This is a genomic window from Streptococcus sp. HMSC071D03, from assembly GCF_001812125.1.
GTDB lineage: Bacteria > Bacillota > Bacilli > Lactobacillales > Streptococcaceae > Streptococcus > Streptococcus pseudopneumoniae_N.
The window spans coordinates 37,784-49,717 of record NZ_KV807820.1 but is presented as its reverse complement, the minus strand read 5'-3'; the positions used below and the strand labels follow the sequence as shown (position 1 = coordinate 49,717).

11 protein-coding genes and 1 pseudogene are annotated in these 11,934 nt (G+C 39.6%); 7 read left to right on the top strand and 5 right to left on the bottom strand.

Annotation, left to right across the window (positions count from 1 at the left end; translation table 11 throughout):
• On the bottom strand, positions 1 to 749 hold a 749-nt coding region (gene mnmA / locus HMPREF2837_RS11815; protein ID WP_261674362.1), incomplete at its 3' end, for a tRNA 2-thiouridine(34) synthase MnmA.
• Positions 750 to 1,055: 306 nt separating this feature from the next.
• Between mnmA and HMPREF2837_RS10350 the strand changes: the two genes are divergently transcribed.
• Positions 1,056 to 1,859 carry a hypothetical protein gene (locus tag HMPREF2837_RS10350; RefSeq protein ID WP_049548859.1) on the top strand — a complete coding sequence of 268 codons (804 nt, stop codon included), beginning with the start codon at positions 1,056 to 1,058 and terminating at the stop codon, positions 1,857 to 1,859.
• A gap of 178 nt (positions 1,860 to 2,037) precedes the next feature.
• Here the strand turns inward: HMPREF2837_RS10350 and HMPREF2837_RS11810 are convergent, their stop codons facing one another.
• The gene (locus HMPREF2837_RS11810; RefSeq protein WP_080979380.1) at positions 2,038 to 2,253 is read right to left on the bottom strand and encodes a hypothetical protein; all 216 of its coding nucleotides are present in this window, start codon (positions 2,251 to 2,253) and stop codon (positions 2,038 to 2,040) included.
• An 888-nt stretch (positions 2,254 to 3,141) separates the two neighbouring features.
• On the opposite strand from HMPREF2837_RS11810, the gene HMPREF2837_RS10345 reads away from it, so the two are divergent.
• A complete protein-coding gene (locus tag HMPREF2837_RS10345; RefSeq protein WP_049548860.1) occupies positions 3,142 to 4,005 on the top strand; it encodes a helix-turn-helix domain-containing protein in 864 nt (287 codons plus the stop codon).
• Positions 4,006 to 4,056: 51 nt separating this feature from the next.
• Here HMPREF2837_RS10345 and HMPREF2837_RS10340 read toward each other — a convergent pair whose 3' ends face one another.
• A complete protein-coding gene (locus tag HMPREF2837_RS10340; protein WP_049548861.1) occupies positions 4,057 to 4,665 on the bottom strand; it encodes an aggregation-promoting factor in 609 nt (202 codons plus the stop codon).
• Between the two features lie 241 nt (positions 4,666 to 4,906).
• Between HMPREF2837_RS10340 and sdaAB the strand changes: the two genes are divergently transcribed.
• From sdaAB to HMPREF2837_RS10325, 3 genes are read left to right on the top strand one after another with little or no spacing between them, the layout of a single operon-like run.
• Complete coding sequence (sdaAB, locus tag HMPREF2837_RS10335; protein ID WP_001191178.1) at positions 4,907 to 5,578, top strand: L-serine ammonia-lyase, iron-sulfur-dependent subunit beta; 672 nt, start codon at positions 4,907 to 4,909, stop codon at positions 5,576 to 5,578.
• A gap of 8 nt (positions 5,579 to 5,586) precedes the next feature.
• A complete protein-coding gene (gene sdaAA, locus HMPREF2837_RS10330; protein ID WP_049548862.1) occupies positions 5,587 to 6,459 on the top strand; it encodes an L-serine ammonia-lyase, iron-sulfur-dependent, subunit alpha in 873 nt (290 codons plus the stop codon).
• A gap of 23 nt (positions 6,460 to 6,482) precedes the next feature.
• On the top strand, positions 6,483 to 7,115 hold the full coding sequence (locus HMPREF2837_RS10325; RefSeq protein WP_049548863.1) for an HAD hydrolase-like protein: 633 nt from the start codon (positions 6,483 to 6,485) through the stop codon (positions 7,113 to 7,115).
• Between the two features lie 109 nt (positions 7,116 to 7,224).
• Here HMPREF2837_RS10325 and HMPREF2837_RS10320 read toward each other — a convergent pair whose 3' ends face one another.
• A complete protein-coding gene (locus tag HMPREF2837_RS10320) occupies positions 7,225 to 9,075 on the bottom strand; it encodes a polysaccharide biosynthesis protein (protein ID WP_049548864.1) in 1,851 nt (616 codons plus the stop codon).
• A gap of 68 nt (positions 9,076 to 9,143) precedes the next feature.
• Positions 9,144 to 9,974: a glycosyltransferase gene (locus HMPREF2837_RS10315; RefSeq protein WP_049548865.1), complete on the bottom strand. Its 831-nt coding sequence runs from the start codon at positions 9,972 to 9,974 to the stop codon at positions 9,144 to 9,146.
• Between the two features lie 218 nt (positions 9,975 to 10,192).
• On the opposite strand from HMPREF2837_RS10315, the gene HMPREF2837_RS10310 reads away from it, so the two are divergent.
• Together HMPREF2837_RS10310 and HMPREF2837_RS10305 are read left to right on the top strand one after the other, a co-directional pair.
• Positions 10,193 to 11,359, top strand: a complete 1,167-nt coding sequence (locus tag HMPREF2837_RS10310; protein ID WP_049548866.1) for a CynX/NimT family MFS transporter — start codon at positions 10,193 to 10,195, stop codon at positions 11,357 to 11,359.
• A 211-nt stretch (positions 11,360 to 11,570) separates the two neighbouring features.
• A pseudogene (locus HMPREF2837_RS10305) lies at positions 11,571 to 11,934 on the top strand (hypothetical protein); the annotation flags it as partial.

The following is an 11,934-nucleotide window of genomic DNA, read 5'->3' as shown; positions in this document are numbered from 1 at the left end:
CCGATACCGAGCCCGCCACGCTGACCGATCGTATAGTACATTAGACCAGCATGCTCACCCATATCGCGTCCATCCACAGTCATCATACGCCCAGGTTGAGCTGGTAAGTAGTTGCTGAGAAATTCTTTAAAGTTCTTTTCTCCGATAAAGCAAATCCCTGTCGAATCTTTCTTCTTAGCAGTCGCAAGGCCTGCTTCTTCTGCCAGTCTGCGAACTTCAGGCTTTTCCAAATGTCCCAATGGGAACATGGTCTTTTGTAATTGTTCTTGTGAAAGTTGGCTGAGGAAATAGGTCTGATCCTTGCCATTGTCCACGCCACGAAGCATGTGAACAATGCCATCCTCATCACGCGACACACGGGCATAGTGCCCAGTCGCTACATAGTCTGCTCCCAAGGTCATGGCATAGTCCAAAAAGGCCTTAAACTTGATTTCCTTGTTACACATAACGTCTGGATTTGGTGTGCGTCCTGCACGGTATTCCGCTAGGAAGTACTCAAAAACGCGGTCCCAGTACTCTTTTTCAAAATTGACAGAGTAGTAAGGAATGCCAAGTTGGTCTGCCACTGCAGCCACATCCTTGTAATCTTCGGTCGCCGTACAGACGCCGTTTTCATCTGTGTCATCCCAGTTCTTCATGAAGATACCGATCACATCGTAGCCCTGCTCCTTGAGCAAGAGAGCCGTCACCGACGAATCAACACCACCACTCATCCCCACGACAACACGTATTTTAGAGTTATCACTCATGGTAGTTCTCCCATCTATTCGTTTATTCACGATTGAAGGTCGTGTTTGCTATCACGATTGAAGGTCGTTTGAGCAGTTTTCATTATAACATGCTTAGATAGAGAAGACAAGGAAGATGCTGACAAACCTAGCCACCTCTTTTATAAATACATGAAGATAGGATACAAAAGAAATCAATTCATCCCTAAATCTCTATTCTCTTTAAAAACTTATTTTTAAAATCAACTAAAAATGATATACTTTAATAAGGAGGAATGCGCACATGATTCCATATATACACCATCATCCCATGTGCGTAGGACTAATGTGAACAACTACAAAGATATTCTAAAATCAAAAAATACTATTTTTATTATTACACTTATTGCAGGTATTGGACTTTTGACAGGCTTAGTCCTCCATCAAGAAAAAATCCAAGCAGAGAGAGGGAACGTTGCTCTCATCAAACAACAAAAAAATCAACAAGATGTCGAACAAGTAAAAAACGCCATTAAAGACTTCAATATTGATTCTGAAACCATTATAGAAGATTGGAAAAAAATTCAAGAATTAAAACTAACTACTGATGAAGGCAAAAAGACATTAGCAGACTTTCTCGCTTCTACTACCGATAAAGTCACAAATCATTATAGTGAAAAAGCTTTGAAATTAGATATAAAGGATTCTGATAGCCAGTTTCAAGATAAACAAACACTTGAGACAGACATCACTTCCTTGCAAAAAATAATAGACATCATTAAAAACATTAATTCTGCCAGCGACCAAGCTGCTCTTGAAGAAAAGATAAAACCAATTCAAGAACTAATCTCTAAATTCCAAAAACAAGTTGAAGTCTTGACCAAAAAAGAAGAAGAAAAAACTACCCAAACAGAAACGACTACTAGAGATGCCGGACTGGAAGCCAGCCGTTCAGAAGATAGTAGCTATATTCAAAGCTATCCAGAAACAAATGGAAGAATATCTAATTCCCAAGCACCTGCAACGGACCAATACTCAACTGATAGTGCTAGCAGTGGAGGAGATAATGGCGCTAATACAGGAGGTCAAACTGCTGATTCTTCAGGTTCTCAATCAGAGTCTAATAGCGATACAACCAATTCGTCTAACTAATAATCTAGATGGCGAAATCCCATAAACTTGTAAGTCCTCAACACCAATGTTTATAATGATCTCTCATCAAATGTAAACACACAAAAAGAGCCTTAAACGGCTCTTTTTTAGGGCTCTATGATATTTGTAGTAGGTAAATTCCCTATAGATATTATGGAGCCAATTATTGATAAAAACTTTAGTCATCTTCGTCTCTATAAAAATATTTTCTATACACCCTTGATAATATCAAAATTAATGCCCATATCGTACTGAGAGCTATAATAATAGAATTTATTGGATTTATTTCAGTATGTCCAATCACTAGTCCAATAATTGGACTAGTAGACATGCTTAGATATAATAAAAATGACAAAAAATGACTTTCACCAATTCCTGCAAAAAAATGTTTCATTTTAACTATCCCAATTTTACCTTTCGTCTTAATAATCCTCTAGCAAATCTATTGACTTCTCTTTTTTTGAAAAATCTTAACAATAAATTTACTCCACTTAAAGCCACTAAAATTTCAATCGTTATAATTTCTCCAAGCGAAAAATGCAAACTGAAAAAGTTCCTGCTAAAACACTATGCTCCCATCAAATAAAGAGTCAGCAAAAATAAAACAACCGAAATTGGCAGAAAAGCAGCACGATTTGTTTACAAAAAATGGCATAACAAAGACTACCTATCGAAAACGTCATAATAACTTCAATAGTTATCTTTAGAGCAGGGTAATATATATTTTTAATAAAAAGAATTAAAAGGATAAAAAATACCAATGAACAAAGAACGGATTTGATATAAAATTTTAAATGAATCATAATTTATTTTTTAGATTCTACCTACTATAGATAAAATCACCTTTCTTATTTTCTTCTCATGATATCCACTTTAATGTCTTGATTAGAACTTCTGTGAATATAAATATGGTAAATGAAAAATCAGGATTCTAACTAAAAGCAATTGATGAAATAAGCAAATCTTACAGCAAATTAAATTTATCCAGAAGCTCTCATGTAATGATTTTAAATCCTAATGAATCTAACCAATGCAGATTTTATTTTGACAGTAGTTCTATAACAACTCTAAATAACACTGGGGTTGCTAGAATCAAAATAACCCCTGCCACAAAGACAATGATTACCCGAAATAGATCTTTATTTTTACGCATTGAAACAACCTCCAATCTATTATTTTCTAGCTACATGATACCTCTTATTTACTTTCTATATTCTTATGATACAATATATTTAATAGAATTCTATTTACTGTTAACTTTTTTCACGAAAAGGAGGAAATCATGCGCTATGATTTCGGGAAAGTATATAAAGACATACGTGAGTCAAAAGGATTGACACAAGAAGAGGTCTGTGGAAATAGCCTTTCAAGAACCAGCCTTTCCAAGTTTGAAAGTGGCAAGGCAACTCCCAAATATGAAAACATGGAGTTTCTTCTCCGTCAAATCAATATGAGTTTTGAAGAGTTTGAATACATCTGCCATCTCTATCAGCCAAGCCAGCGAACAGAAATCATGCAAACCTATCTCAATACGAGTTCCATCTTTGGTACCAGTAGTCTAGTCAACTTATTTGAAACATGCCAAGACTATCTCAAGGTCCATCACGATCTCCCTATAGAGGAAATCAGAGATATGCTGGAAGTTGTTATTTATATCCGTCAACATGGAACAGGACAGCTTTCAATCCAAGTGGAACAAACGGTCAAAAAGCTTTGGGAAAAAATTGAAAAACAAGATACATGGTATGAAGGTGACCTAAAAATCCTCAATACCATACTTTTTAGCTTTCCCATCGAACACCTCCACCTCATCACTGAACAAATCTTGCAGCGCTTGGAAGAATATAAAAACTATCGACATTTATATGAATTACGAATGACAATCCTACTCAATCTGTCCACCATTTACTTGTACAATCAAGATAAAAATACCTGTCAACAAATCTGTTACACCTTACTAGAGGATGCCAAGAAAAAGAAAAGATACGATATTTTGGCAATCACTTATGTTCGAATAGGTATTTGTACTAGTAATGATCATCTTATTCAAAAGGGCTTCTCCCTTCTGGAGTTAACTAATGAAACCTCAATGCTATCTCACCTCAAAAAGGAAGTAGAGACCTGTTATCAAGCAAAGGAAATATAAAAAAGTCGAGGAAATCCCTCGACTTTTGCATCTTATTCTGCTAGTTAGTTCTTAGTACCAACCGTTGTTAAGCCAGAAGTTCTTAGCAGCTGCCCATGAACCGTAACGTCCTGCAACGTAAGCATCTGCTACACGTTCTTGGTTTTCAGCTGAGTAGTCACCGTTCAAGTATGAATCTGTCAATTGGTAACGTCCGATGTAACGTCCGTTTGTAGCTGTGTAGCTACCACCTGATTCTTTTTGAGCGATCCATTCTTTAGCTTCTGCTTCAGATCCGCTGACGGTTGAAGTTGATGCTGAAGTTTCTTCTGCTACAGTTACGCTTGCTGCTGGCGCTTCATAAGTTGTTGCTTCAGAAGCTGCAGGTGCTGCTACTGGAGCTTCTGCTGGCGCAGCTGAAGTAGTTGCAGTTGCTGGTGCTTCACCATCAATAACCAATACTTGGTCTACATAGATCAAATGAATATCTTTAATCTTATTTTTTTCTGCCAATTTTTCAACAGTTGTATTGTATTTTTCAGCGATTCCTGATAGAGTGTCACCTGATTTTACTGTGTAAGTTGTTGTTTCTTGTGCAAAAGCAAGTGATGGTGCAAGGAAAGCAAGTGCTGCTGCTACTCCTACAAGTCCTGTTTTAATTTTGTTAGTTGTTGATTTCATATTAAAAGATTCTCCTTCTTTCTTATATTTCCATCATACCCTACTATTATTACTATTTCTTGACGGTTTTATGTAGAAATGTTACAAGACTATGTTTTATTTCACTTAAATAGCCTCTTTTTGTTACAAAAGGCTTGATTTTAGAGGCTTTATGGGGTTTTTAGATATTTTATCATGGAATTGAGCGCTTGCATCTAATCTTTGATATAATAGAGTTAAGAATCTTTTTAAGGGGAAACAGATGCAATCACTTCGTTTTCAATCTGTCTTTGATATTATTGGGCCAGTCATGATTGGCCCATCTAGTAGTCACACGGCAGGAGCTGTTCGTATTGGGAAGATTGTCTCTTCCATTTTTGATGATACTCCGACAGAAGTCGAATTCCAACTATTTAACTCATTTGCCAAGACCTATCGTGGTCACGGGACAGACCTAGCCCTTGTTGCTGGTATTTTGGGCATGGATACAGACGATCCAGAAATTCCAAATAGTTTAGAAATCGCCCACAAGCGTGGCATCAAAATAGTATGGACTATCCAGAAAGACAGTAATGCCCCTCACCCAAACACTACGAAAATCACTGTTAAGAATGAGCACAAAACCATCAGTGTAACAGGAATTTCAATCGGGGGTGGTAATATCCAAGTGACAGAGCTCAATGGTTTTGCAGTATCCCTCAACATGAACACTCCTACCATCATCATCGTTCATCAGGATGTTCCAGGTATGATTGCTCACGTAACAGAGGCCCTCTCTCGCTTTGACATCAATATCGCTCAGATGAATGTAACTCGCGAAAAAGCTGGCGAGAAAGCCATTATGATTATCGAAGTTGATAGTCGCAACTGTGATGAATCTATCGAAGAAATTCGCAAAATTCCTCATCTGCACAATGTCAATTTCTTTCAATAGGAGAAAATATGTTTTACTCTATCAAAGAATTAGTCAAACAAGCCGAAATTGATTTTCAAGGCAATGTTGCTGAACTCATGATTACGACCGAGTTTGAGCTAACCGGTCGTGAACGCGAAGAAGTCATCCTTCTCATGGAGCGCAACCTTGAAGTCATGAAAGCTTCCGTTGAACTTGGACTCAATGAGAATAAATCTCGTAGCGGTTTGACAGGTGGTGACGCTGCCAAACTAGATCACTACATCAAAAAAGGAAAGACCCTATCAGACTTCACTGTCTTGTCTGCCGCCCGTAACGCTATCGCCGTTAATGAACACAATGCCAAGATGGGTCTTGTTTGTGCGACACCGACCGCAGGTAGCGCAGGTTGTCTTCCCGCAGTTCTCACATCTGCTATTCAAAAACTCAATCTAACTCATGAACAACAACTAGACTTCTTATTCGCTGCAGGTGCTTTTGGACTCGTGATTGCTAACAACGCTTCTATCTCGGGAGCCGAAGGTGGCTGCCAGGCCGAAGTCGGTTCAGCTTCAGCCATGAGTGCCGCTGCCCTAACTCTAGCTGCAGGTGGAACACCTTATCAAGCGAGCCAGGCTATCGCCTTCGTTATCAAAAACATGCTCGGCCTAATCTGTGACCCCGTTGCAGGTTTGGTTGAAGTTCCTTGTGTCAAGCGGAATGCCATGGGAGCAAGCTTCGCCTTCATCGCAGCCGATATGGCTCTGGCTGGTATTGAATCCAAAATTCCAGTTGATGAGGTCATTGACGCCATGTATCAAGTAGGATCTAGCTTACCAACTGCCTTTCGTGAAACTGCTGAAGGGGGACTCGCTGCCACACCTACTGGTCGTCGCCTCCAAAAAGAAATCTTCGGCGAATAATTTCAAAATAACTAGGAGAGTATATGTCATCAATTTCCGCTATTTTTTTCGATTTAGATGGAACGCTCGTGGACAGTTCTATCGGCATTCACAATGGTTTCACCTATACCTTTGATCAACTGGGAGTGACAAGCCCTGATGCCAAGACTATTCGTGGTTTTATGGGGCCTCCGCTAGAAACCAGCTTTGCCACCTGCTTACCAACTGAGCAGATTGAGCAAGCTATCCAGCTTTATCGCTCCTACTATAAAGAAAAGGGTGTTTACGAAGCTCAGCTTTATCCTCATATCAAAGATTTACTGGTAGAACTAGCTAAACAGTTTCCTCTTTATATCACCACGACAAAAAACACCCCAACCGCTCAGGATATGACTAAAAACTTTGGAATCTATCATTTCTTTGATGGCATTTATGGTTCCAGCCCTGAAACTCCACATAAAGCAGATGTCATTCGCCAAGCCTTGCAGGCACATCAACTAGCACCTGAACAAGCCATCATCATCGGTGATACCAAGTTTGATATGCTGGGAGCTCAAGAAACTGGCATTCAGAAATTGGCCGTCACTTGGGGATTTGGAGAGCAAGCAGACTTGCTAAACTATCAACCTGATTATATCGCCCACAAACCCTTAGAAGTTTTGGAGTATTTTCAATAACATAGACTGGGCAACGACTCCATTCCAGAAGAAAATGAGGCAAGCTTCTACATAACAAAACGCATATTACCAAGGCTCTTCAAGACCTGATAATATGCGTTTTTCTTTTTTATTCAACGTGGGTTGTTTGATTAGCAAAGGCGATAATGGCTTGCTTCAATTCATCTCCACTGAGAGTTCGGAACTCTTCAATTTTTTGATCGATGGCTTCTAGAGGCATGACATTAACCTTACCAACGAAAATCTTATCCATAACTTGGTTATCAACAAGCTCGGTTGATACCAAGAGTTCTTCGTAGAGTTTTTCACCTGGACGGATTCCAACTTCAACGATTGGAATTTCGCTCTCAGTGTGTCCACTTAGAAGCACCATTTTCTTGGCTAAGTCATAAATTTTGACTGGTTTGCCCATATCAAGGATAAAGACTTCCCCATCTTTGGCGTAGGCACCAGCATGGATAACCAAACGGCTAGCTTCTGGAATGGTCATAAAGTAACGAGTCATGCGGAAGTCTGTCACCGTTACAGGCCCACCTTCAGCAATCTGACGTTCAAAGACTGGAATCACACTACCACGGCTACCAAGAACATTCCCAAACCGAACTGCACAGTAGGTAGATTGGCTACGTTGGTTAAAGCCAGTGACAATCAACTCAGCCACGCGCTTGGTTGCTCCCATAACATTGGGGGGATTAACCGCCTTATCTGTCGAAATCATAACCATCTTAGGTACTTTGGCTTCATCAACAGCCTTAGCAACATTGTAAGTTCCACGGATATTATTTTTGAAGGCTTCTTTTGGATTGCGCTCCATCATAGGAACATGCTTGTGAGCAGCCGCATGATAAACAATAGCTGGCTTGTACTGCTCAAAGACTTGCAACAAACGGTCATAGTCTTGAATGTCTGCGATAACTGGCACATAATCAATCCCTTGGAACTTACGAATCAGCTCATGATAAACAAGGTAGATTGAGTTTTCCCCATGACCGAGCAAGACGATGCGTTCAGGATTGAAGCGACTAACTTGGCGACAGATTTCAGAACCGATTGAACCACCAGCCCCTGTGACTAATATGGTCTTACCTGTCAGTTCTGCGCCCAGACGCGATTCGTCAAGACGAATTTCCTGACGACCCAAAAGGTCTGTGATATCAATTTTCTGGAATCCTCCACCTGCTTGGTGAAGTCCCTGAACAACGGTTTCAACCTTAGGCATCTTGTAACACTTGACACCCAGCTTATTACACATCTGCAAGATACGCTCATATTCTGACGGGTCAAGAGACGGAATCGCAACGATAACACGTTCGATTTGATGACGTTTGGCTAATTCAGGCAGACTATCATAAGAGCCTAAAACAGGGATTCCACCAAGTTTTTGACCCTTTTTCTTAGCATCCTTATCTAAAATACCGACAAGTTCCAAATCACTGGTTGGATGTTGGTAACTATCCATAAAGAGAGCACCACCATCACCAGCACCAATCAAGAAAGTACGGCGGTGTTCTCCATCACCACTGCCTTTTTTGCGTCTAGAGTAGATTAACTGCCAAGTAATCCGTGGCAATAAAATCAAAAAGGTACTCAACAAGATAAAGAGAATGATGAAACGGATTGAAAAAAGTGGCAAGAAGGCATAGCAGATACTATATGACAAGACACTGCTCGCAGTCACGCCAAAAAAGATTTTCATAAAATCCGTAATCTTGCTGTAACGGCTGATACTAGCATTCAACCCCCAAAATCCAATCATGATTTGATAGAAAAGGAAGGTCAAGCTAGTATAGATGACATAGTCCACAGGAGCTGGATTGATCAATCCATAAAACAAGATGTAAGAAACAATGATTGAGGAAATCATGCTGGCAGCATCAAAAACCCCCCAAAAGACTTGTTTTTGTTGTTTATTTAACACTTCAACCAGATCAATTACATAATCTGTCATTTTTTTATTCATGTGAATGGTATCCTCCTACACAAAATCACATTTTCTAGTAATTACAAGACGTTTTTTTAACTGATTAGCTATTTGCTTTTTCTCAATAGTTTTAAAAATATAAACTGTCGGACAAATCCTGGACAGAGGGCAACGACAACTTGGATTAAAACACTTTTCAGATACTCGCCATAAGAAATCTGTCCACGCGTGTGCATTCTTTGACGTGCTTGGCGATAGAGTTTAAGATAGCGAAGGCCACCACGGCGTTCAAACATCCCCGCTCCCACGCGAACCTTACAAAGAATCTGATCCACATTTCCAGTTCGAGCACCAGCGCTAATCATATTAAGCCAAAGCAAATCGTCTTCCATATAGAGCCCATCTTCGTAGTTACCTGCCTTGAGAACCATCTCTTTTTTAAACATAACTGTCATATGATTAAAGGCACTTCTCATACGTTGGTAGGCGACAATCTCTTCGTGCTTGATAGGAACGCGACGATAGGACACGATTTCATCAGGTTGGTCAATAAATTCTGCGATATGACCTCCCAGCAAGTCCAAGTTTTCCTTTTCCATCAAATCAAACTGTTGTTCGAAACGATCTTCGACAGCAATATCATCTGTATCCATACGAGCAATGACGTCATATTGGCACTGTAAGACACCGTACTGTAGTGCCAAGCCCAAGCCACGGTTTTGCTCCAGTGGACAACGTTTGATTGGAATACTTGACTGTGCTGCCAACTTTTCCAACACTTGATATAGTTCAGGTGTCAGTAGACCGTCTTCAACGATAACCACTTCACTAGGTTTGAGCGTTTGATGTAAGATACTTTTTACAGCCTCTTCCAAAAAGACAGGATTTTCTTTGATGTAGACTGACATCAAGACGCTAAATTTCCTATTTTCAGACACAGTTTTTCTCCAATGTATATATTTTCTTTCACTATTTTATCACAATTTTTCAGACTTTCCTATTTTTATTTGAATCCCAGAAAAAAACTAGTAAATATATTGTCCTTATTTTCTATGATTTCTATCGGCTACGTAGCGAATCACGTCAGGTCAACTTGACATCTTTAGGAAAAAAAATTAAAATAAGCTGTTATCAAAATCAGTTTATTGAGGTGCACATGAACAAACGATCACTCTTTTTTATTCTAGGAATTATCTTAATCGGAGCGGTCTTGAGAGCTCCTTTCACAGCTTTACCAACTGTTTTGGGAGATATTGCCCAAGGTTTAGGCGTGGAAGTTAGTTCACTTGGTGTTTTGACCAGTCTCCCTCTCTTGATGTTTGCCCTCTTCTCCTCTTTTGCGACTCGTTTGGCTCAAAAAATTGGACTCGAGCACCTTTTCACCTATAGTCTTATCGTCTTGACTGTGGGTTCAGTGATTCGTATCTTCAATCTCCCCCTTCTCTATCTGGGAACCTTACTCATCGGAGCTAGTGTCGCTATTTTTAACGTACTTCTTCCTAGTATGATTCAGGCAAACTACCCACAAAAGATTAGCTTCCTGACAACGGTTTATGTGACGACTATGGGAATCGCGACAGCACTAGCCTCTTATCTATCTGTCCCAATTACTCAGGCAACATCTTGGAAGGGCTTGATTCTCTGCCTATCCTTGGTCTGCCTACTAACCTTATTCGTCTGGTTCCCCAACCATGGCCACAATCATTTCCTAGAAAGGCATGAAGAGAAAAAAGAAAAAGAGAATATCCTAAAAAGCAAGCAAGTTTGGGCTATTATTGTCTTCGGTGGACTACAGTCCTTACTCTTCTATACCAGTATGACCTGGTTACCAACCATGGCCATCAGTGCAGGGCTAGCTCATACGGACGCTGGTCTTCTGGCTTCTATCTTTTCACTGATTAGTATCCCCTTCTCGATGACCATTCCAAGTCTCACAACTCGTTTGTCCAATCGTCACCGTCAAATCATGTTAACAGTCATCTCTCTGGCTGGTATGTTAGGAATTGCCATGCTTTTATACCCAAGCAATAGTTTCCTTTACTGGTTAGTAGCGCATCTCTTGATTGGTACTGCTTGTAGCGCTCTTTTCCCTTACCTCATGGTTTGTTTCTCCATCAAAACCAGCTCTCCTGAAAAGACAGCCCAATTATCTGGACTTGCCCAGACCGGAGGCTACATTTTGGCAGCCTTTGGACCAACTCTCTTTGGTTACAGTTTTAACATGTTCCAGTCTTGGGTTCCAGCGGTACTGATTCTTCTAGTAATTGATATCATCATGACAATCGCCCTCTTTATGGTAGATAAAACTAAGAAAATCCTCTAAAAAGTTTTTGGAATTTACCACAGATAAACACACTTTTCAAGCCAGACTGAGTCTGGTTTTTTATATGAGTATATGTTTAAAAAGCATCATACATATACTAGGAGAAAAATATGGTTTTTGATATAATAAAATATGTAGAAACTAATTATGAAACGAAAAGGCAGATTAGTTTGAACTAGCAATAATTACTATTTCAAAGTGAGGGCATAGTATGGATGAACAGAAATACAATTTGGAACAAAGTATAGCAGAGGTAGATAGATTAGTTGACTTATCAGCAGACCAGACAGATAAGACTGCCTGTGAAGATCTAGCAGAAAAGGCAAGAATAATTTATGAGAAATTTCCAGAATCTGAAGAGATTGCTTTGCAGTATGCCAGGATTTTGCTCATTTTATCTACCAAGCAGACTGTGTTGAAGGAACTGGAGACTACTGCTAAAAAATTAGAGAATTTGCAACAAAAATTCCCTGAATCACATGATATAGCAGAAGCATTAGCTGGGACTTTGCTCCTTTTATCATTCGAGCAGACTGTATTGAAGGAACTAGAGACTACTGCTGAAAAATTAGAGA

Bases quoted from the DNA above. Each gene is read 5' to 3' on its own strand.
- HMPREF2837_RS10310 (WP_049548866.1), top strand. From the start codon at position 10,193: ATGAACAAACGATCACTCTTTTTTATTCTAGGAATTATCTTAATCGGA.
- HMPREF2837_RS10325 (WP_049548863.1), top strand. From the start codon at position 6,483: ATGTCATCAATTTCCGCTATTTTTTTCGATTTAGATGGAACGCTCGTG.
- HMPREF2837_RS10345 (WP_049548860.1), top strand. From the start codon at position 3,142: ATGCGCTATGATTTCGGGAAAGTATATAAAGACATACGTGAGTCAAAA.
- HMPREF2837_RS10320 (WP_049548864.1), bottom strand. From the start codon at position 9,075: ATGAATAAAAAAATGACAGATTATGTAATTGATCTGGTTGAAGTGTTA.
- sdaAB (WP_001191178.1), top strand. From the start codon at position 4,907: ATGCAATCACTTCGTTTTCAATCTGTCTTTGATATTATTGGGCCAGTC.
- HMPREF2837_RS11810 (WP_080979380.1), bottom strand. From the start codon at position 2,253: ATGAAACATTTTTTTGCAGGAATTGGTGAAAGTCATTTTTTGTCATTT.
- sdaAA (WP_049548862.1), top strand. From the start codon at position 5,587: ATGTTTTACTCTATCAAAGAATTAGTCAAACAAGCCGAAATTGATTTT.
- HMPREF2837_RS10340 (WP_049548861.1), bottom strand. From the start codon at position 4,665: ATGAAATCAACAACTAACAAAATTAAAACAGGACTTGTAGGAGTAGCA.